At 68.9% G+C, this 19,175-nt stretch carries 18 protein-coding genes; 9 read left to right on the top strand and 9 right to left on the bottom strand.

The genetic code is table 11. The features are described 5' to 3' along the window. Window positions 1–17: 17 nt before the first annotated feature. From ACPXY0_RS05090 to ACPXY0_RS05080, 3 genes are all read right to left on the bottom strand, one after another. Window positions 18–626 (bottom strand): hypothetical protein, encoded by a 609-nt coding sequence (locus ACPXY0_RS05090; RefSeq protein ID WP_423929080.1) that lies wholly within the window; start codon window positions 624–626, stop codon window positions 18–20. 126 nt (window positions 627–752) lie between these two features. Next, window positions 753–1,337: a hypothetical protein gene (locus ACPXY0_RS05085; protein ID WP_423929078.1), complete on the bottom strand. Its 585-nt coding sequence runs from the start codon at window positions 1,335–1,337 to the stop codon at window positions 753–755. 334 nt (window positions 1,338–1,671) lie between these two features. Beyond that, window positions 1,672–3,255, bottom strand: coding sequence for a SulP family inorganic anion transporter (locus ACPXY0_RS05080; RefSeq protein ID WP_423929076.1), 1,584 nt, complete (start codon window positions 3,253–3,255; stop codon window positions 1,672–1,674). Window positions 3,256–3,411: 156 nt separating this feature from the next. Here ACPXY0_RS05080 and ACPXY0_RS05075 point away from each other — a divergent pair, with 156 nt between their 5' ends. Next, the gene (locus ACPXY0_RS05075) at window positions 3,412–4,761 is read left to right on the top strand and encodes a sodium-dependent transporter (RefSeq protein WP_423929074.1); all 1,350 of its coding nucleotides are present in this window, start codon (window positions 3,412–3,414) and stop codon (window positions 4,759–4,761) included. Window positions 4,762–4,777: 16 nt separating this feature from the next. Here the strand turns inward: ACPXY0_RS05075 and pdxH are convergent, their stop codons facing one another. From pdxH to ACPXY0_RS05055, 4 genes are all read right to left on the bottom strand, one after another. Further along, window positions 4,778–5,425 (bottom strand): pyridoxamine 5'-phosphate oxidase, encoded by a 648-nt coding sequence (gene pdxH, locus ACPXY0_RS05070; RefSeq protein WP_423930571.1) that lies wholly within the window; start codon window positions 5,423–5,425, stop codon window positions 4,778–4,780. Between the two features lie 119 nt (window positions 5,426–5,544). Then, the gene (locus ACPXY0_RS05065) at window positions 5,545–6,819 is read right to left on the bottom strand and encodes an NAD(P)/FAD-dependent oxidoreductase (protein ID WP_423929072.1); all 1,275 of its coding nucleotides are present in this window, start codon (window positions 6,817–6,819) and stop codon (window positions 5,545–5,547) included. Between the two features lie 117 nt (window positions 6,820–6,936). Then, window positions 6,937–7,368, bottom strand: a complete 432-nt coding sequence (locus ACPXY0_RS05060) for an ArsI/CadI family heavy metal resistance metalloenzyme (RefSeq protein WP_423929070.1) — start codon at window positions 7,366–7,368, stop codon at window positions 6,937–6,939. Between the two features lie 132 nt (window positions 7,369–7,500). Next, the gene (locus ACPXY0_RS05055; RefSeq protein ID WP_423929068.1) at window positions 7,501–7,977 is read right to left on the bottom strand and encodes a hypothetical protein; all 477 of its coding nucleotides are present in this window, start codon (window positions 7,975–7,977) and stop codon (window positions 7,501–7,503) included. A 215-nt stretch (window positions 7,978–8,192) separates the two neighbouring features. Here ACPXY0_RS05055 and ACPXY0_RS05050 point away from each other — a divergent pair, with 215 nt between their 5' ends. Then, entirely contained in the window at window positions 8,193–9,497 is a 1,305-nt protein-coding gene (locus ACPXY0_RS05050) for a M20 metallopeptidase family protein (RefSeq protein ID WP_423929066.1), read from the top strand. Here the strand turns inward: ACPXY0_RS05050 and ACPXY0_RS05045 are convergent. Both ACPXY0_RS05045 and ACPXY0_RS05040 read right to left on the bottom strand, forming a co-directional pair. Next, entirely contained in the window at window positions 9,464–11,194 is a 1,731-nt protein-coding gene (locus tag ACPXY0_RS05045) for a carboxypeptidase regulatory-like domain-containing protein (RefSeq protein ID WP_423929064.1), read from the bottom strand. The two genes, ACPXY0_RS05050 and ACPXY0_RS05045, sit on opposite strands and share 34 nt — an antisense overlap. 73 nt (window positions 11,195–11,267) lie before the next feature. After that, window positions 11,268–13,283, bottom strand: a complete 2,016-nt coding sequence (locus tag ACPXY0_RS05040) for a pyrroloquinoline quinone-dependent dehydrogenase (RefSeq protein WP_423929062.1) — start codon at window positions 13,281–13,283, stop codon at window positions 11,268–11,270. Between the two features lie 212 nt (window positions 13,284–13,495). Between ACPXY0_RS05040 and ACPXY0_RS05035 the strand changes: the two genes are divergently transcribed. The 7 genes from ACPXY0_RS05035 (at window position 13,496) to ACPXY0_RS05005 (ending at window position 19,166) form a co-directional block, all read left to right on the top strand. After that, window positions 13,496–13,894 (top strand): copper resistance CopC family protein, encoded by a 399-nt coding sequence (locus ACPXY0_RS05035; RefSeq protein WP_423929060.1) that lies wholly within the window; start codon window positions 13,496–13,498, stop codon window positions 13,892–13,894. A gap of 180 nt (window positions 13,895–14,074) precedes the next feature. Further along, window positions 14,075–15,280, top strand: a complete 1,206-nt coding sequence (locus tag ACPXY0_RS05030) for a tyrosine-type recombinase/integrase (protein ID WP_423929058.1) — start codon at window positions 14,075–14,077, stop codon at window positions 15,278–15,280. 18 nt (window positions 15,281–15,298) lie between these two features. Beyond that, the gene (locus ACPXY0_RS05025) at window positions 15,299–15,583 is read left to right on the top strand and encodes a PAS domain-containing protein (protein WP_423929056.1); all 285 of its coding nucleotides are present in this window, start codon (window positions 15,299–15,301) and stop codon (window positions 15,581–15,583) included. Beyond that, complete coding sequence (locus ACPXY0_RS05020; protein ID WP_423929054.1) at window positions 15,541–16,332, top strand: PAS domain-containing sensor histidine kinase; 792 nt, start codon at window positions 15,541–15,543, stop codon at window positions 16,330–16,332. The genes ACPXY0_RS05025 and ACPXY0_RS05020 overlap by 43 nt, the downstream gene beginning before the upstream one ends. After that, complete coding sequence (locus tag ACPXY0_RS05015) at window positions 16,329–16,979, top strand: response regulator (protein ID WP_423929052.1); 651 nt, start codon at window positions 16,329–16,331, stop codon at window positions 16,977–16,979. Before ACPXY0_RS05020 ends, ACPXY0_RS05015 begins: the two co-directional genes overlap by 4 nt. Window positions 16,980–17,231: 252 nt before the next feature. Next, window positions 17,232–18,356: an IS110 family transposase gene (locus ACPXY0_RS05010; RefSeq protein ID WP_423929050.1), complete on the top strand. Its 1,125-nt coding sequence runs from the start codon at window positions 17,232–17,234 to the stop codon at window positions 18,354–18,356. A gap of 462 nt (window positions 18,357–18,818) precedes the next feature. Further along, entirely contained in the window at window positions 18,819–19,166 is a 348-nt protein-coding gene (locus tag ACPXY0_RS05005; protein WP_423929048.1) for a hypothetical protein, read from the top strand. Window positions 19,167–19,175: the final 9 nt, after the last annotated feature.

Raw genomic sequence — 19,175 nt, 5'->3', positions numbered from 1 at the left:
CGTGGCAGTGGCGGGGTTCACCGAACGGCGGCCGGCAACCTCCGGCCTACGATGCTGGGGATGTCGAGTTCGTCGAGTTCGATGAAGGCGACCAGGCCGTCCGGCCCGAACGCGGCGGGCATCTCGGTGGCGCCGACCGCGAACGTCCCCACGTACTCGCCGTCCACGCGCATCACGTCGATGGGGCCGAGTGCGTCCCACGGCTCCTCCCCGCGCCGCTGAATCCAGAGGGTTCCGTCCCACGTCGCCCGCAGTACGGACAGTACGGGGATCTCCTCGAAGAACTCGCGGTTCTCGATCTCTTCGCGGGCCGCCTCCTTCATCTGATCCAGGAAATCCGACGGTACCCCTTCCGCCCCCGACGCGCCCAGGCCGCCGAAAAAGCCCCCGCCTGACCCCTCCTCCAGGCTCTGCAGTTCGTGATCGCGCATGGCCGACTGGATCCGCCGCGTGACGGGTTCCGGGACGAGCGGGCGGCCCAGGGTTCGCGTCACCCGCCCCGTACGATCCGCCACCCTGATTTTGTATGAGCTGGAGTCCGAGTAGGCGATCGCGCCGTCCGGCAGGAGGTCCCAGAGGAGGTCCGGTTCGAACCATCTCTCGCCGCCTATCATCATGCCGAACATGGACGAAGGGTCGCTGAGATCGGACAGCGACAGGTCCTCCGGTTCGTCGCCCTCGGCGGGTGGGCGCCACGCTTCGAGGATCGTCTCGGCGACTACCTCCTCACCACCGAGAGAGAGCCGTTCAAGTCACCTGTCGTCCACACCCCCCTCGTCCGCGGCTTCCGCGCCGGCGAGTTCACCGATGAGGCTCGTGAACGCACCGAGTCGTGAAGGGACGCCCTTTGCTACGACAGCCAGCCCGGCCGGATCGGGTCGGAGCCCGAAGCGCATGTTGGAGACGCCGCTGAACATGTCGTTCCCGCTCCCCATGCGGACGAATCGCTCGAACTCGCCGTCGGGGCCGAATACCTGATAGGCGTTGTGGCCAAGATCGGCGACGGCGAGGCGCCCATCCGGCCAGACGACGAAGGCACCGGGCTGATTGAACTCTCCCGGCCCCTCCCCCGGCCCGCCGACGATGCGGACCAGCGACCCGAGCGGGTCGATCACGACGACGTTCCCCGCAGAGCCGTCCAGGGCGTACAGCCGGCCCGCCCCGTCGAAGCTCACGCGCGGCGACGTGCTGAACTCCGCCCATTCGGGGGCGTCGAACCCGCCGACGCGGTACACCTCGGGAAAGTCGGCCGCCAGCGGAACATCCTGACCCTGTAGACCATGGCCGGCAGCGAAGATGCCGGTGAGCACGCCCGCTCCGAAGAGAATCTTTCCCATCACGACAACTCCTTCAGTCGAGGACGCATGTTACTCGGTCGTCATAGCCCTTCGAAGCAATACGCAATTCCGCAGAATGAGGACGAGCAGGATTACGGTAATGACGCAAGACACGATGACTGCGTACGCGCCGATTGTAAGTAGCCGTACCAGTTCGTCGATTACGGAGAAGGGAGATGCGGCAGCTTCTGCTTGTTGGATAGCCGTAGTCAGGGCAGTCATCGTCCTTGCTCTCTCCTCGGCGTAGCGGGACTCGGCCTCGGCTCCCTACCGATCACGTAGGACCGACCGGAAGGGTTTCAAGTGAGCCTGAGAAGACGGGGGTATCCGGCGATCAGGCTCTGAGGAGGCCGAGGGCGACTTCCCGCGCCTCGTCCAGCGTGTCGACGACCTGACCCTCCCCTACGGCCGCCAGGATGTCGAGAGTTTCCAGCGTCTTCGCGACGGCGCCCGACACCCCCGTCACGATGACCTCGGTGTCCCCCTTCGCCGCCACGTCGAGAAGCTGTCCGATGAGCATGCCCGCGCTGTCGTCGAGGTACGTCGCTTTGGAGAAATCGAACAGGACGACCTCGTGTTCCCTGATGTCCTTTCCGATGACGTCGACCAGCTTGTGGGACGATGCGACGGTGAAGGCGCCCCGAAGCTGCACGAGGCCGACCCTGGCCGAGTACTCGTCCATCGTGGACGCGCCCTCGAGTCCGGCGAAGAACGTCCGGTCCAGGAGAGGGACGGAGAGCACGTTGTCGAGATCGAGGCCCTCCAGCTGCCGCGCGTGGGCCATGCCCGCGATGATGAGGCCGATCGCCACCGCCGTGACCAGATCCACGAACACCGTCAGGCCCAGGGTCATCACCATGACGAAGAGGTGGTCGCGCCGGATCCGGTGGATACGCAGGAGGAGGGGCCAATCGATGATGTCCCACCCGACCTTGATCAGGATGCCGGCGAGGACGGCGTGGGGGATCGGTTCGAGGTGCCGGCCCAGCCCCAGCAGCACAGCGAGGACGAAGAAGGCGCGCAACGCGCCGGAAGCCCGCGTGAGGCCCCCGGCGCGGATGTTGACCACGGTGCCCATGGTGGCACCCGCGCCGGGGAGGCCGCCGAACATCCCGGAGACGATGTTTCCGATCCCCTGCCCCACGAGTTCCCGGTTCGAGTTGTGGCGCGTGCCGGTGAGAGAATCCGCGACGAGCGACGTCAGAAGGCTGTCGACGGATCCGAGCAGGGCGAGGATTAACGCCGGCTGCAGTGCGCTCGCGAGGAAGCTGGTGGAGGGCAGACCCAACTGGATCCCCGGCAGGCCGGTCGGGATCTCGCCGATGATCGGCACGTCGGTCAGCCAGAGCACGCCGAGCAGCGTTCCGACCACGAGCGCCACGAGGGGCCCGGGGAGGAGCCGCGACAGCCGCCGGGGCCAGAGGACGCCGGCCACGAGCGTCGCCGCAGCGACGGCGACCGCGCTCACGTTCATGCTGCCGATCGCATCGGGGAGCGCCCGGATCGCGCCCATGGCCCCTCCCGTCGCGGTGGGAGCGCCGAGGAAGGGCAGCGCCTGCATCAGCATGATGATGATCCCGATCCCGGTCATGAAGCCCGAGATCACGACATACGGGGTGTAGACGACGAAACGGCCCGCCCCCAGAAACCCCAGCACCACCTGCATGAGTCCCGCCAGCACGACCACCGTGAAGGCTTCGCCGAGCGTGGAAGCGTGCGTCGTGACGATGACCGCCATGGCGACGGTCATGGGAGCGGTGGGGCCGGAGATCTGGAAGCGCGTGCCGCCGAACACGGAGGCGAAGAAGCCGACCGCGATCACCCCATACAGGCCGGCGGCCGCCCCGAGGCCCGACGCGACACCGAAGGCCAGCGACACGGGCAGCGCGACGACCGCCGAGGTGAGGGCGCCGAACATATCTCCGCGGAGCGTACGGAGGTCGTATTTCAGGGGTCGCTCCTTCCCGGCATCGCACACCTCCTCGTGGACAGGTTACTCTGGGAGCGTCCCCGAGCGCGGGCAACTCCGCCATGTCTTTTCGACTTCGACGGCGATGCGCCAACGGGTGAGACCATGAAGGCAGTCCGCGAACGCTGGGGAAGTCGTCTGGGCTTCGTCCTCGCCACGACCGGATTCTCCGTGGGTCTCGGGAACATCTGGCGATTCCCCTATCTCGTCGGCGAGAACGGCGGCGGGGCGTTCCTCCTCATCTACGTCCTCCTCGCCGTGCTGATCGGGATCCCCCTGTTCACGGCCGAGATGAGCCTCGGGCGCCGCGCGCAGGCGACGCCGCTCGCGGGGATGCGGAAGCTGGCGGGGCGCAGCCCCTTCCGCCTCATCGGCTGGCTCGGCCTGGGCGCCGCGTTCCTCATCATGGCCTACTACCAGCTCATCATGGGCTGGATCGCCGCCTATTTCGTCCGCGCCTTCCAGGGCGGGTACGGGGCCGGGAGCGTGCAGGCCGCAGCCGAGTCGTTCGCCGCCTTCACCGGACGCCCGGGCCTGGTCCTGGCGTACACGGTCCCCGTGATGCTGCTCTCGGGCTTCATCATCACCCGGGGGCTGCGGCGCGGGATCGAGCGCGCGGCGCGGCTGCTGATGCCCGTCCTCTTCCTGTTCCTCATCGGGCTCGGGATCGTCTCGCTCCAGTTCGAGGGGGCGTGGGAGGGAGTGCGGTGGTACCTGGCGCCCGACTTCTCGGCCGTCGGCCCCGGGACGTGGCTCGCGGCGCTCGGACAGGCCTTCTACTCGATCGGGGTCGGGATGATGGGCGCGTTCGTGTTCGGCAGCTATCTCCACCCCCGGAAGAGCGACATTCCCGGGAGCGCCGCCACGATCGTGGCCTTCGACACGCTCGCCGCGGTGCTCGCGGGCTTCGTCATGTTCCCCGCCCTGTTCGCGTTCGGACTGGAGCCGGACCAGGGAGCGGGGCTGCTCTTCGTCACGATGACCGGGCTGTTCGGCCGTCTGCCGGCGGGAGAGGTGGCGGCGGCGTTCTTCTTCTTCTTCGTCTTCATCGCGGGGCTCACGTCCGGCCTCGCGTTGCTGGAATCGCTGGCGGCCAGCGCCATGGACTCGTTCGGCTGGAGTCGCAGGCGATCGGCGTGGACGGTACTGGCGATCATCCTGCTCGCCGGCGTCCCGATCGCGCTCGGAGGCGGGCCGTGGGCGGCGGTCCGGATCGGCGGCCGCGGCCTGTTCGAACTCGCGGACTACGTATCGGGGAACCTCTTCCTCACCCTGGGCGGGCTCCTGATTTCGCTCTACGTGGCGACGGCGTGGGGGTTCGAGCGTTTTCGGACGGAGACGAATCAGGGCGCGGGCCGCTTCCGGATCACCGGCGCGTGGGCTCCCGTCATGCTTTTCATCGTTCCGGTCGCGGTGGGGCTCGTCCTACTGGCCGGCCTCGGACTCCTGGGCTAACCCGCCTCGGCGGTTCCTACGGCTGGAGGCGGGTGATCTCCCAGCCGCCGTCTCGGGGCGTGTAGGCGAGACGGTCGTGCAGTCGGTTCGCGCGACCCTGCCAGAACTCGAAGCGATCGGGGATGAGGCGGTATCCGCCCCAGAAGTCGGGCAGCGGGACGTCCTTCCCGGCGAACCGGGCTTCGATCTCCGCCACCTGCACCTCCAGCTTTGTGCGGTCGGGGATCGGACGGCTCTGGTCTGAAGCCCACGCGCCGATCTGGCTTCCGCGCCCCCGGGACGCGAAGTACGCCGCGGACTCCTCGGTCGAAAGGCGCTCGACCCGGCCCTCGATCCGCAGCTGCCGCTGGAGCACGGACCAGTGAAAGCAGAGCGCGGCGTGTGGGTTCGCGTCCAGTTCAGCCGCCTTGCGGCTCCCGTAGTTCGTGAAGAAGCGGAACCCGTCGGGGCCCACGCCCTTGAGAAGGATCATGCGGGCCGAAGGCCGTCCATCGGCGCTTGCCGTGGCGAGCGCCAGCGACTCCGGGAGCAGCAGCCCCGATGCCCCGGCGTCCCTGAACCAGCGGTCGAACAACTCGTAGGGATCGTCCGCCGCCTCGAGTGTGGGGAGGCCGCGCGTCACGCCCCTGATGAGCGTGCGGATCGCTCGCAGGTGCGCGCGCAGGTCTTTGAATCTGCTCACTCGGGCTGCCCTGGTGCGGGGGGATCCGTCGATCGGTGGACAGTGTTCATCGAGTGGCGCGGGCGGTCAACCCGCGGGCGGTCAACCCGCGGGGCCCAACGTCAGGCGAAGCGGGCCGGATCGAAGGGGGTGAGGTCGATGTCGGACCGGCCCTCCAGCACGAGTTGCGCCAGCGCCCGACCCGTCGACGGGGCGAGCGTGACGCCGAGCATCTGGTGGCCGGTCGCCACATAGGCGTTGTCGAGGGCGGGCAGCCGACCGATGGCCGGCAGGCCGTCCGGCAGCACGGGCCGCATGCCGACCCAGTCGACCCGCGCCGTTCCGTCCAGGGCGCCGGGCAGGTAGCGTCGCGCGGCCCGCTCCAGCAGCGCGATCCGGCGCCGGTCGAGGTGCTGGTTGATGCCCGAGAACTCCATCGTGCCGATCGTGCGCAACGCCCCGCGGAAGGGGGTGAAGCCGATCCTGGCCGGCGCCACGTGCACGGGCTGCCGCAGCCGGGCCCGCGCGTCCCGGACGGTGATGCTGTATCCCTTCCCCGCCTCCACGGGGAGCCTGCTCTCGAGCATGCCCAGGAGGGTGCCGGTCTCGGCCCCCGTCGCGACGACGAACAGATCCGCCTCGATCGGTTCGCCCGGTGGCCGGCCGGTCGCCGCTCCGCCGGCGGCGGGCCCGGCCGTCAGCGCCACCCGGACGCGGCGGCCTTCGCGGGCGAAACCGACGACCCCCACGTCCGCCAGGATGCGGACGCCGCGGGCCTCCAGGCTCGCGGCGAGCCCGGCGCAGAGCGACTCCGGGCGCACGTGCGTATCGCCACGCACGTGAAGACCGAACAGGTCGCCCCGCAGACTCGGCTCGGCCTCCCTGAGCGCCCGGCGGCCGAGCCTGTCGACCCGACCGACCCGCTCCTCGCCCAGCTTCGCCAGCAGCCCCGCCGCCTGCTCGAGTTCCCTCTCGCCGTCGTAGGCGAGGATCGTCCCCGCTTCCGCCTGCTCGAACGCCACCCCGTCCTCCGCGAGGCCCCGGTACAGCGGATCCGTCGTCGCGTTGAGCGCCGCGAGCGCCGCGACGCCCGCCGCGTAGCTCTCGGCGTTGCAGTAGCCGCGAAAGGCCCACAGCCATCCCGTGAGCCGCGGGATCGCCGCCGGCTTGATGTAGAGCGGGCTGTCCGAGCGCAGCAGCCAGCGGAGCGACGTCAGCGTCAGACCCGGGGCCGGCAGCGGCCGCGAGATCGACGGACACACCCAGCCGCCGTTCCCCTCCGAGCAGCCGCCCCCGATCCGGTCCCGTTCGACGAGGATGACCTCGGCGCCGCCGAGTTCGAGATAGTGGGCGACGCACAGCCCGATCACGCCGCCCCCGACGACGGCAACCCTCACGGAGCGACCGGCCGGTGTCGGGGGACGGCGGGCGCCTGCTCGCCGCGACCGCCCACGTGGCGCCGCAGTCGGCTCCGGAACTCGGACCAGGCGGGCATGGCGTCCCCGGAAACGCCATCAGGCACAGCAGTCCTCGGAGTCCGTGGCGCAGGCGGCCGGCGCCGGGTCGATCAGAGCACGGCCATCGGGCGCGTCGTCCGTGACCACGTACCACTCCCAGCGAAGGCCCTGCGGTTCATGAGACCAGACCTTCGTCTGCGTCGCATGACAGCACACCGTCTCTTCCTCCACTTCGGTCAGGATGTCGGCCGCCTCCAGGCGGTCGCCGGCCTGGCGGACCAGCGCGCCGTCGAAAACCTCCACGCCGAGGTGGTTCAGACGCTCGTCCGCGTCCGGCTTCTCGAACAGCACCAGCTTCAGCGGCGGCGCGTCGATGGCGAAGTTCGCGTACCCCGGGCGGCGCTTGTGCGGCGTCGCACCGAACAGCTTTCCGTAATAGTCCACCGCCTCGTCGATGTCCCTCACGTTGAGGGCGAGTTGCAGTCGCATGTCACAGCCTCCGTTGATTGGCATTCGATTCGTTTTCCGTCGTCGTCTTCTGCCCTGTAAGACGAACGGGACGGGAAAAGGACGCAAGCGAGAGATCTGATGGCACTCAGAGCGGAGCGGACGGGGGCGAGGTCACGGGCTACAGGCCGGCTCGCCTGCGCGGGCCGCGTACGGCCGCGGCGACGCCACCCGTCCCTGGAAGATCGCGCACTCCAGCCTGACCTGCGCCACCCTCGCGAGGGCCGACCACCCGTCCTGGGTCGCGCGCACAATCCGCACGCTCACGCCTGGCCTCCCGCGGAAATCGAGGTCCTCGAGAAACCTCGCGTACTCGGCGTGCTGCCGGTGATACGAGTCCTGGAGGCGGAGGAGTTCGTGGAGGGCGGAGAACGCAAAGTCCCGCGGCCTCCGGGGTTCCACTCCGATGTCGCCGCTCGTCGTGATCCGCGGCTCCTCGCCGGGTGCTCCGGCGGGGGCCACGATGGGCGCGGGTACGCGATCGCCCCCGGGCCCGGGGTCGCCCGGCCGTACGGTGAACGAGGTGCACGAGGCGAGTCCCGCGAGCCACACGATCGCCTGTGCCGACTTCGTGGTCGATTCCCTGCGCATGGACATTCCTCCCCCAAGCCTGACTCCGGCCGCGCGTGTCAAGTTTCGCCCCGCGCACTCGACGCCGCCAGCGAGCAGCGCCGGCCGCTGGCGCCAACTCGCGCCGACGGCCGCGTGCCGTTGCCTGGTGGCCTGCGACGGACAACGTTCATCGCCCCGTGCGGGCCCCCGGGCCCCGACGGCCGACCCGTGTGAATCCAGAACCAGGACAGAACATGCTCACACCTGGCACGCTGTGGACCGTATCGCTCCTCGCCGGAGCGCTCGTCACCCCGCTGGCGGGGCAGGATCCCGCCGTGGACGCGGCCATCGATCGCGTGATCGACCAGATCACCGACATGCGCCATCAGATCCACCAGTTCCCCGAACTCGGCAACCGCGAGTTCGAGACCGCGGCCATGGTCGCGGAACACCTGCGAGAGCTGGGCTTCGACGAGGTGATCGAGGGGGTCGCGCACACCGGCGTCATCGGGATCCTCAAGGGCGGCCTCCCCGGAGACGTGGTCGCGGTGCGCGCGGACATGGACGCCCTCCCCGTGACGGAGAACACGGGGTATTCCTTCGCCTCCACCGTGCGCACCGAGTACGGCGACCAGGAGGTCGGAGTCATGCACGCCTGCGGCCACGACGTGCACACCGCGGTCCAACTGGGCGTCGCGTCGGTCCTCGCCTCCATGCGCGACCAGATCCCCGGCACGATCAAGTTCATCTTCCAGCCGGCGGAAGAAGGTCCACCCCCCGGCGAGGAGGGTGGCGCCGATCTGATGGTCCGCGAGGGGGCGCTGGAGGGCGTCGTTCCGTCCGCCGTCTTCGGGCTCCACACCTTCTCCGAGATGGGCGTGGGGACGCTCGGCTACACGCCGGGGCCGGCGCTCGCGGCGGTCGACCACTTCAAGATCCGGATCATCGGCAAGCAGGCGCACGGCGCCCAGCCGCACACGAGCATCGACCCCGTCGTCATGGCGTCGCAGGCGGTGACCGCGTTCCAGACCATCCGCTCCCGCAACCTGTCGCCGCTCGAGCCCAGCGTGATCACGGTCGGCGTCATGCGGGGCGGCCAGCGCTTCAACATCATCCCCCAGGAGATGTGGCTCGAGGGCACCGTCCGGACCTACAACCCCGACGTGCGGGACGCCGTCGAGCGGCGGATGGATGAGATCCTCGACGGGATCACGCGGGCGGGAGGCGGCAGCTACGTGCTCGACTACGACCGCGGCACGCCGGCCACGATCAACGACCTCGGCCTCACCGCGCAGATGGCGCCGACGCTCGCGAAGATCGTGGGCGAGGAGAACGTGCTCGTCATCGACCCCACGATGGGCGGCGAGGACTTCGCCTACTTCGCGAACGAGGTGCCCGGCTTCTTCTACCGGTTGGGTTCGGTGAACCCCGAACTCGGCTCGGGCGGCCATCATACGCCCGACTTCCGGGCGGACGACGCCTCGATCTCGATCGGCATGCGGGCGATGTCGAACCTGCTCCTCGACTATCTGAAGTCGCGCCGCCCGTCCACGGACTGATCCGTGACGGGGTCCGCGCACGACCCCGAGGCTACAGGCACGTCCTGCCAGACCACGCGGGCGTCCGGCTCGAACTGGACGGCGTGAGGGGTCCCCAAAGGCCGTAGACGAACCGGCCCGTCCAGCGGGAAGCCGCAGATCGCGAACCGGCCCTCATCGTCAGACACCGCGGACGCGTAGACGCCACGCGCCGATCCCCGACCGAGGCGCACGCGCCACTGGGCCTCGATCTCGACCCCCGGGACGGGCAGGCCCGCCGCCGCGTCACGGGCGATGCCGACCACGGCACCCACGCCCTCGGACAGGGACGAACCGGGACAGACCCGCGCATAGAGGGTCTCGGCGGACGGTGTCCAGACCTCCCGCTCCACCACAATCCGTTCTTCGATGACCACGCGAGTCTCGTTCAGTCGCACGCCCGCCGCCCGCAGCTTCGGGTGGTCCACACGCAGCGCGTAGACCCCGTCCGGAAGTCCCCCCACGACGAACCGGCCCTCATCGTCGGTCATCGTGCTGAACGGCGTATCCGCCGGATCGGGCGGCGGAAGGAAGGCCGCCGCGTCCTCCCAGTCGCGGAGGATCACATCCGCCCCTGGTAGCGGGTCGCGACTCACGCTGTCGCGCACGATTCCGACCGCTACCCCGTGGCCCATCTCCCATGACAGGTCGCCCGCCGCGGCGCGCTTCACCGCGCCGCCCCCCTGCTTGTAACCCGTGAAGGACCCGTCCTCGTGGAACGGGAACCGAATCCACCAGTCCGTCACGTAGAACGGACCCTCCGGAAGTCGGTCGAACACGACTTCGGCACCGATCAATCGACGGTCTACGCGGCGCGCCACCGGGAGATTGCGGTAGGAGAGTTGAACGCGGTCAAGCTCCGCGCTCTCCTCGTCGAGCCACAGCGTTCCCTCGATCTGGACGACCCGCCGCCGCTCGCGGGGGCGAAACGTGATGCCGAGTTTGGGCACGCCCCCGACGGTCGCCCGTTGCAGGCCGAAACAGTGAGCCGCGCGGAACTCCTGCGAGAGCAGGACGTTCGCGTCGAGCGCGCGGTACTCCGACGAGTCCGCCATCTGGACGACGAAACCGGACTCCACGAGTTGATCGGCGGGCACGCTCTCGAAGGGCGGAAGCGGCCTGTGCCGATACATGCGACTCGTCGCCTCGCGGACCGCGAGGGTCCGGGGCTCGAGGATGCGATCCCAGCGCGTGAAGGTGAACCTCAGCTCGCCCCGCTGCTCGGCCCGCACCGCGGTCTCCAGCGCCTTGCGCAGCTCTTCCCAGGCCGTCGCCAGCGCATGCCCCTGGCTCGGATCGTCGTAGCAGGCTCCGCTCACCTCCACGCGGAGGTCGCGGAGCCGAATGGGTCGTGGCGGGACTTCGACCGTGACCGGAAGGATCTGCCCCGTCGTGACTGCGTAGGGCTCGGTCACCCAGGTGGCGTAGCCGATGCGCTCCACGCGGAGGTGGAACTCCCCGGGGCCGGGCGTCGCGAACGAGAAGGCGCCCTCCACCGTCGTGAAGTCGGCCCGCACCGCCTGGCCCGAGCTGTCCAGCAGGCTGACGAAGGCTCCGGAGATGAGCGGGCCGCCATCCGTCTCGCGCACCGTGCCCCTGATCGTCTGGGCCGCGGCGGAAGACGCGCACCCCAGGCAGGTGACGGCCACCGCGCACCAGATCCGAGCGGAATTCACCATGCCTGTTGGACGCCCCGGAGGAGCGAAACGTCACACGAGCGGGGCGAGGACGTTTCGCCCGGGCGAGTCCCGACTAGTCGGCGAGGCGCAGCGCGACGAGCGTGTTCGGGGCCTGGATGACGACGTGCTGCTTGCCCTCGTGCATGTAGGTCATCATCCCGTACCGCGGCTGCGCCGGGAGGGCCACCTGCCCCAGCCGCTCGCCCGTCGCCTTGTCCACGGCGTACAGATAGGACGTCCCGTCGCTTCCCTCCCCCGTGTACATGAGCAGCGCGCTCGTGACGATCTGCGCCGCCTGTCGCCCCGTCCCGGTGTTCGGGATGTCCATCCCCTCCAGCGCCTCATGCTCCAGCACCCGGCCCGGCGTGTCTCCCACCGGGATCCACCACAGGTGCTCGCCCGTGTTCATGTCGATCGCCGTGATCCGGCTGTACGGAGGCTTGAACAGCGGCAGGCCCCGCACCCGCCGCACGCCCGCGAAACCGCCGACCGCGAACTTGCTGATCGTCGTCCCCGTGGGGGCGGCCTCCCGCGCGTCCCGCTCCTCGCCCGGCACCATGATCCGCGACCCACAGCCCTTCTGCGAGGTCACGTAGAGGATCCCCGTCTCCGGGGCCGCCGCCGGCGTGCCGTCGATGTTCGTCCCTCCGACATCTCCGGGGCACCACAGCGAGGCCACCTTGCCGAGGTCGTTGTCCCGGTGCAGCGGCGGCGTGAACAGCGGCCCGATCACGTAGTCCTCGAGCGCCTCGATCGCGGCCTCCCGCAACTCCGGCGTGAAGTCGATCAGGTCGTCGTGCGTCAGCCCCTGCATGTCGTACGGGGCCGGCCGCGTCGGGAACGGCTGCGTCGGCGACAGCGCCTCGCCCGGCATCAGGCCCTCGGGCACGGGCCGCTCCTCGATCGGCCAGATCGGTTCGCCCGTCTCCCGGTTGAACGCGTACGCGAAGGCCTGCTTCGTGACCTGCACGACGGCGGGGATCTCCTCCCCGTCCACCGTCACATCCATGAGTACGGGGATCTGCGGCGTGTCGTAGTTCCAGATGTCGTGGTGCACGAGCTGATAGTGCCAAACCCGTTCTCCCGTCTGGACATCCAGCGCGATCAGGCTCGTCGAGAACAGGTTGTCCCCGGGCCGGAAGCCGCCCCAGAAGTCCTGCGTGGCCCCGTTGGTCGGGATGTAGACGATCCCCCGCTCCTCATCCGCCGACAGTGGTGCCCACGAGGAGATGTCGCCCGTCCACGACCAGGCATCGTTCTCCCACGTCTCGTGACCGAACTCGCCCGGTCCCGGGAGGACGTTGAACTTCCACTTGAAGTCGCCCGTCCGCGCGTCGTAGCCGAGGTGGTCGCCCGGGACGTTCTCGTGGCGCGACTGGTTGTAGCCCTGCTCGGCGGAGTTCCCGACCACGATCACGCCGTCGACGACGATCGCGGGCGGGGAACTCGTGATGTAGCCCGTCTCGAGCGGGATGCCGTCGTACGGGTCGTACTCGTGGCCCAGCCCCGCGAGCAGATCGACGACGCCGGAGTCCGGGAACCCGTCCACGCCGACAGGCGCGCCGAAGCCTTCCACGTGCTCCCCTGTATCGGCCCACAGCGCGTGCAGGAAGAAGGCCGGACTCACCAGATAGGCGACGGGCCGGCCGTCGATCTCGCCGTACGCGACGCCCTTCCCGTGGTTCTTCCGCATCGAGTACTCCCAGCGGAAGGTCTCGGGCTCCACGTACTCCCAGATCTTCTCGCCGGTGCCCGCGTCGATCGCGTAGGTGTGCCGCTTCTCGCCCGCCACGGAGATCAGCATCCCGTCCACGTAGATCGGCGTCGCGCGCGCGTTGACGGCCGGGTAGTCCGACCCGTCCCAGGTCCAGGCGACCTCGAGGTTCTCGAAGTTCTCCGCGTCGATCTGGTCGAGCGACGAATAGCGCTGGCCCATGTCGTTGCCGGCGATGTTCTTCCACTCGGTCGTGTCCGCCGCTCCGCCGCCGGCCTCCGCGCAGCCTCCCGCGGCCAAACCGGCGGCGAGGGCGAGCGCGGGAAGGGAGGAACCACGGATCGGTGTGATGGACCGCTGGCGCTCTTTTCTCATCAGAGACCTCTCGAAGACCGGAAAGAACGGATCGATACTCCCCGCCGGACCGACGCCGGCGGGCGGGCGCTGAACATGAAGAGGACGCAATCGGCCGGTCAAGCGACGGACGCTTCGGGAGGTTGCCTGCCCCCGAAGGCTTCCGTAGCGTTTTTGGGCCGGGCGTCGTGCGGATGCCGCGGCTCCCGAAGGCTGGAGAAAAGCGAAGTCATATGAAGACGAATATGAAGAGGAATACGAGAACCCCGGCCACACTCGCCGGTATCGCGATCTGCATGGCGATCGTGACCGCTGCCGCCAGCCCCCACCTCGCGCTGAAGGAGTCGTCTCCGAAGAAGGATGAGACGGTGAGCACCAGCCCGGAGACGGTGACGCTCTGGTTCACGCAGGCGCCGCAGATGGCCGGAACATCGGTTCGCCTCCTGCCCAGTGGGGGCGAGCCCATGGAACTAGAGGCGGCGACCGCCAAAGAGGACGATCCGACCGTCGTCGTCCTGACTGTGAGTGAGCCGCTGGCGGCCGGCGACTACCAGGTCATGTGGCGCGCCATGGCCCAGGACGGCCACACGATCCGCGGCGACTTCGGCTTCACGGTGCAAGCCGCGCGCTGAACGGACGTTCCCGCGGGGCTGTATCTTGCAATCTACCTGTGTTGTGCATCCGGATCCCATAACGTCCACGAATGACTTGAATCTATTGCTTTATCGCGAGATAAGAGCATCCACCTCATCCCAAGCCGGCTGACTTCATTCCCTTGCATCCAGCACGTCGTGGCGGGTAGATTGGTAGGTATGACGCTCCCAACACGACCTCCGCAACGCAAGCCACAGGGCCGGCATCCCCAGAACGCGCTCTCGCCCGCCTTCGTCCGCAACGTAAGCGAGGCCGGACGGTACTGCGACGGCAACGGCCTCTATCTCGATGTCCGGCCCACGGGAAGCCGGGGATGGATCCAGCGGATCACGATCCGAGGCCGGCGAACCGAACTCGGGCTCGGCGGATATCCCCTGGTTTCCCTGAAGGAAGCGCGCGAGAAGGCGTTCGCGAACCGGAAGGTGGCGCGCGAGGGGGGCGACCCGCTGGCCGACAGGCGGCGGACCGAGTCGATGCCCAGCTTCGAGGAGACGGCCCAGCGGGTCTGGAAGCAACTCCGGCCGGGCTGGCGCTCCACCCGGCACGCGCACGTGTGGCTGAACAGCCTTGAGCGCCATGTCCTGCCCCGGATCGGCGAGATGCCGGTCTCGGAGGTGACCAGCGCCGACGTGATCGGGATCCTGGCCCCGATGTGGCACGAGAAGGCGGCCACGGCCCGGAAGCTGCGCCAGCGGATGCGCGCGGTCATGGAGTGGGCCGTGGCGATGGGCCTCAGGCCCGACAACCCGTGCGACCGGATCGGTCCGGTGCTCGGAGCGCAGGCGGACCGCACGCAACATCTGGCGGCGCTGCCGCACGGCGAGGTGGCGTCGGCCATCGAAACGGTTCGGGCGTCGAACGGGAGGGCGGCGGTGAAGTTGGCCTTCGAGTTCCTGGTGCTGACGGCCACGCGTTCGAACGAGGTGCGCGGTGCGGTATGGACGGAAATCGATTTGGCCGAGGGGGTGTGGACGATCCCGGCCCGGCGGACGAAGGGGAACCGGGAGCACCGGGTGCCCTTGAGCGGGCGTGCGCTCGAGATTCTGGAGGAGACGCGCCGACTCGGTCGGGGCGGGCCGATCATCTTTCCGGGCGTGCGCGGGGCGCCGCTCGGGCGCACCGCCATCTGGCACCTACTCAAGGTGGCCCGGATCGAGGCGGTGCCGCACGGGTTCCGGTCGAGCTTTCGGGACTGGGCGGCCGAGGAGACGGATCATCCGCGCGAGGTGGCGGAGGCGGCGCTGGCACACAAAGTGCGCAACCAGGTCGAGGCGGCGTACCGGCGCACGGACCTGTTCGAGCGGCGGCGGCGGCTCATGACCGATTGGGTCGTCTATTTGACCGAGCGAACTAGCAAGCCGTAGGCCAAACGGCGAGTACCGATGCTCCGTGACCTCTCGGTGCAGACGAGGCTCCTTCTCATCGTGGACCCCGACGGGGTGATCCGCGACATCAACCCGCAGACGCTCGCGATGTTCGGATGGAGCCGAGAGGAGATGGTGGGTTCCGGCGTGGAACGGCTGGTTCCCACCTCCAGTCGCAGTGGGCACGAGCAGCACCGTCGACGCTACGGCCAGGCGCCGCGGGCGCGGCCCATGGGACAGGGCGCCTCGAGTTGTCGGCGTTGCGCAAGGACGGCACGACGATCCCGGTGGAGATCAGTCTGAGCCCCGGGAAACGGGGATCCGGGCAGGAACACGTGATCTGCACGGTCCGTGACATCGCGGGCTGGAAGCGGATGCGCCGCGTGTCCAAGATGATGGTGACGGCGGCCGAGAACGAGCGGAAGCGTCTTTCCCGCGAGCTTCACGACGGATTCCTCCAGTCCCTCGTGGCCCTCAAGATCCGGGTGAAGCTGCTGGCGGACGAGACGAGCAAGGAGGACAGGGAGCGGATGCGGGCGCTGGTCGCGGGCGAGATCCACGAGACGATCCGAGGGGTGAAGCGGATGATTCGGGAGCTGCTTCCCCCAGCACTCGATCATCAGGGTCTTTCCGCCGCTCTCGGTTCGGTGTTTCGCGACATCCGGGATATGTACGGATTCGAGGTCAACGCCAGCCTCGATCGCGTGGACGACGAAGTGGACGCGGCCGCTGCGCTGGCCCTGTACCGGATCGTTCAGGAGGCCGTGACCAACGCGGCGAGGCACGCGCGCGTGAACGAAGCCACGGTGACGCTCCGGTCGGCGGGCGACGTGGTCATCGCGGAGATCCGCGACGAGGGGTGCGGGTTCGAGTTGGAGGATTCCGTCGCGGAACCGGACCGGAGTCACGTCGGCCTCGTCGCCATGCGTGAGAGAGCCGCGCTCGTCGGGGGCAACGTTACCGTGCGGACCTCCGCCGGCAAGGGAACCGCGGTTCGGGCCACCGTGCCGATCATGGGTGCGGAAGACGAGGGGGATTCCGCACGGTGGTGAGGGTACTCCTGGTCGACGACCACCCGGTGGTGCGTGCCGGCCTGAAGGCGTTGCTCGAGACAACCGAGGGGGTGGAGGTCGTGGGTGAAGCATCGTCCGGGGAGGAAGCCGTGGAGAAGGCTCGGACCCTGGAGCCGGACATCGTCATCATGGACCTGGCGATGCCGGGGATGGACGGCGTCCAGGCGACGCGGCGAATCACCGAACTTGGACTCGGAGCGAAGGTCCTGGTTGTCACGATCCACGACGAGGATGAGTACCTTGTACCCGCCCTGAACGCCGGCGCGGCGGGCTTTCTGAACAAATCCGCCGCCGACACCGATCTCGTCGGGGCCGTGGAGGCCGTCGCACGCGGGCACTCCTACCTGCCCCGGCACGCGGCTGCCCTGCTCGCGCGGCGGAAGGCACAGGACGCCTCGGACCACAAACGGGGAACCGACGTGCTCTCGCCGCGCGAGGTTACCGCGATCGAGCTGTACGCGAGCGGCTTTTCGGCCGGCGAGACGGGCAAGGAGATGCGTCTCAGTCCCAAGACCGTCGAGGGCTATCTCGCCCGCGCCAAGGCCAAACTCGGACTCCACAATCGGCGCGACGTCGTGCGTTTCGCTCTTGAGGCCGGGCTCCTGCGGGCCGAGGACGAGCGCTAGGCCGTTCAGCGCCCCCTGTACCCCTTTGGAGCCCTCGTTGGCGAAGTTCACACCCGGTTGGAGTAGATTGACAGTATGGGCGGACCGGGCGCGGAGTAACCAAGCGCCCCCCGTGCCGCCGAGCACCTGGGGGGGACTCGTACCCGCGCCCGGAGCCGCGATGGATGCCCAGTGGGGAGTTGCGCCATCGAGCGCCAGTACAGGGACAGGCAGGCATCGGGGCGACCGCCGAACCGTCAACCGGGAGGGAGTATGGTAAGAGAGCCCATCCTCTTCGTCGGCGTCGACTGGGCCTCGGAGACGCACCACGTCTGCGTCGTGGGCCCGGACGGGGCGATGAGGCGCGAACGTACGTTCCGCCATTGCGGGGCTGGGCTGGCGGAGATGGCCGAGTGGATCGTGGCCGGGACGGGCGCCGCCGCCGAAGATGTCCCGGTGGCGATCGAGGTCCCGCACGGCCCGGTGGTGGAGAGCCTCATGGACCGCGGCTATCCGGTCTACGCGGTCAACCCGAAGCAACTCGACCGCTTCCGCGACCGCTTCTCCCCGGCCGGGGCGAAGGACGACAGCCGCGACGCCCGCGTGCTCGCCGACGCCTTGAGGACCGACCGCCACCGCTTGCGCAGGATCGACCCGGTGGATCCGACCGTGGTGGAACTCAGGGAGTGGTCGCGCAGCGCCGGGGAACTCACGCGCGATCGTGCGCGGCTGGCCAACCGCGTGCGCGAGGTCGAGCGGTTCCTCAAGCGCCACCGGATCCGGCGCATCACCGCGGACCGGGTGCTGGAACTCCTGCGCGCGACGCCGGTTCCGGTCGCTCCGGGAACGACCGAGGCCGCCGTGGCCCACATCCGTAGTGCGTCGGAACGTCTCCGCCTCGCGCAGCGGCAACTCCGCGGCGCCCGGCGCGAAATCGGACGCTTGCTCCGGAGGTTGGCCGATGGCGGGGACGCCGGGGCCGAGCCGCCCGGCGGGCAGCGCGACGTCACGATCCTCTCCTCCATGCCCGGAGTCGGCCGGACCGTGCTCGCCACGCTCCTCGCCGAGGCGACCCAACCCTTGCGCAGACGCGATTACCAAGCGCTCCGCTTGTGCGGGGTGGCCCCCGTCACGCGGCGATCCGGCAAGTCGATCCTCGTCGTGCGCCGCCTCGCCGCCCACCCCCGCCTGCGCGACGCAGTGTACCACTGGGCCCGAGTCGCCGTCCAGCACGACCCCGTGAGCAAAGCCAAATACGCGGCCCTCCGCGCGCGCGGCCACGGCCACGCCCGCGCGCTCCGCTCCGTGGCCGACCGCCTCCTGGCCGTAGCCTGCGCCATGCTCAGGACGCAGACCCGCTACGATCCCAACCACCCGCGAGCCCAACATGCCGCCTGACCACTCCTCGGCCTTCGGCCGGTACTGCCGCTCCGCCGGGCCGGCAGTACCGCAAGATCTGGACCCCTTGATGAACGGTGGGGAGTCCCCCCCCCCCGCGCGGGAGGGGCCCACCAACCCTTCCGACAGTCCTACCGTTGTACAGGCGACCGCCCATTCTCCCGACGGTCGGCGCGGCACGACCCCGTCGGGTTGGCCAATGTGGATTCTCGCGATGATCTTGCGCTCGGAGTCCGCGTGTAGGGGTTTTCCCGGTATGGCTTGAGGGGGATTTCCCTCACGAATTCCAGGGTTTTCCCTCTATTGCGGGCCGGCATGCCGTGACACGATAGGAGTGCCGGTTCTGTAATGGCTCTAGGCCTCGCAAGACCGGTGACACGGGAGGGGCTCGGAGCCGTATCCTGTTTCCTTCCACGTGATGACGCGTTGTATGGATGTCTTCTCTCACATGGAGGGAGTTCGATGTCGAACCAACCGGAAGGGTCGCGAAAGCGACGGTGGTGGCCACTGCATCGAGTGGTCGGGTCAATCGTTGTGGTTCTGATCGCGCTCGAGACCGAGGCGTGTTTCAGTGATCACGATCTCACGGAACCGGAATCCGCGAGACCCGCGTTGGTACAAACTCCCATCGAGACCGACGGCGCGGCGCTCCTCGCGGACGTGACCGAAAACGATCTCATGGGGATCGACAAACGTTTCTTCCAGATCAGCAAAACCGTACCGGAATTTGCCGGATACTGGATGGACCAACGTGGTGATGTCGTGATCGGGCTTACCGATCTGTCGAAGACCACTGCGATCACGAGGTAGGAACAAAAG

It is taken from the genome of Candidatus Palauibacter sp., assembly GCF_965237495.1.
Classification (GTDB): domain Bacteria; phylum Gemmatimonadota; class Gemmatimonadetes; order Palauibacterales; family Palauibacteraceae; genus Palauibacter.
Note: the sequence above shows the minus strand (reverse complement) of the source record. Positions and strands in the feature narration are given on the sequence as shown.

What these genes read in the sequence shown, in the direction of transcription:
- ACPXY0_RS05025 (WP_423929056.1), top strand. Translation starts at nt 15,299, where the DNA reads ATGCTCCGTGACCTCTCGGTGCAGACGAGGCTCCTTCTCATCGTGGAC.
- ACPXY0_RS05035 (WP_423929060.1), top strand. Translation starts at nt 13,496, where the DNA reads ATGAAGACGAATATGAAGAGGAATACGAGAACCCCGGCCACACTCGCC.
- ACPXY0_RS05030 (WP_423929058.1), top strand. Translation starts at nt 14,075, where the DNA reads ATGACGCTCCCAACACGACCTCCGCAACGCAAGCCACAGGGCCGGCAT.
- ACPXY0_RS05010 (WP_423929050.1), top strand. Translation starts at nt 17,232, where the DNA reads ATGGTAAGAGAGCCCATCCTCTTCGTCGGCGTCGACTGGGCCTCGGAG.
- ACPXY0_RS05055 (WP_423929068.1), bottom strand. Translation starts at nt 7,977, where the DNA reads ATGCGCAGGGAATCGACCACGAAGTCGGCACAGGCGATCGTGTGGCTC.
- ACPXY0_RS05090 (WP_423929080.1), bottom strand. Translation starts at nt 626, where the DNA reads ATGTTCGGCATGATGATAGGCGGCGAGAGATGGTTCGAACCGGACCTC.
- ACPXY0_RS05060 (WP_423929070.1), bottom strand. Translation starts at nt 7,368, where the DNA reads ATGCGACTGCAACTCGCCCTCAACGTGAGGGACATCGACGAGGCGGTG.
- ACPXY0_RS05080 (WP_423929076.1), bottom strand. Translation starts at nt 3,255, where the DNA reads ATGTTCGGCGCCCTCACCTCGGCGGTCGTCGCGCTGCCCGTGTCGCTG.
- ACPXY0_RS05045 (WP_423929064.1), bottom strand. Translation starts at nt 11,194, where the DNA reads ATGGTGAATTCCGCTCGGATCTGGTGCGCGGTGGCCGTCACCTGCCTG.
- ACPXY0_RS05050 (WP_423929066.1), top strand. Translation starts at nt 8,193, where the DNA reads ATGCTCACACCTGGCACGCTGTGGACCGTATCGCTCCTCGCCGGAGCG.
- ACPXY0_RS05085 (WP_423929078.1), bottom strand. Translation starts at nt 1,337, where the DNA reads ATGGGAAAGATTCTCTTCGGAGCGGGCGTGCTCACCGGCATCTTCGCT.
- ACPXY0_RS05075 (WP_423929074.1), top strand. Translation starts at nt 3,412, where the DNA reads ATGAAGGCAGTCCGCGAACGCTGGGGAAGTCGTCTGGGCTTCGTCCTC.
- ACPXY0_RS05040 (WP_423929062.1), bottom strand. Translation starts at nt 13,283, where the DNA reads ATGAGAAAAGAGCGCCAGCGGTCCATCACACCGATCCGTGGTTCCTCC.
- ACPXY0_RS05005 (WP_423929048.1), top strand. Translation starts at nt 18,819, where the DNA reads ATGTCGAACCAACCGGAAGGGTCGCGAAAGCGACGGTGGTGGCCACTG.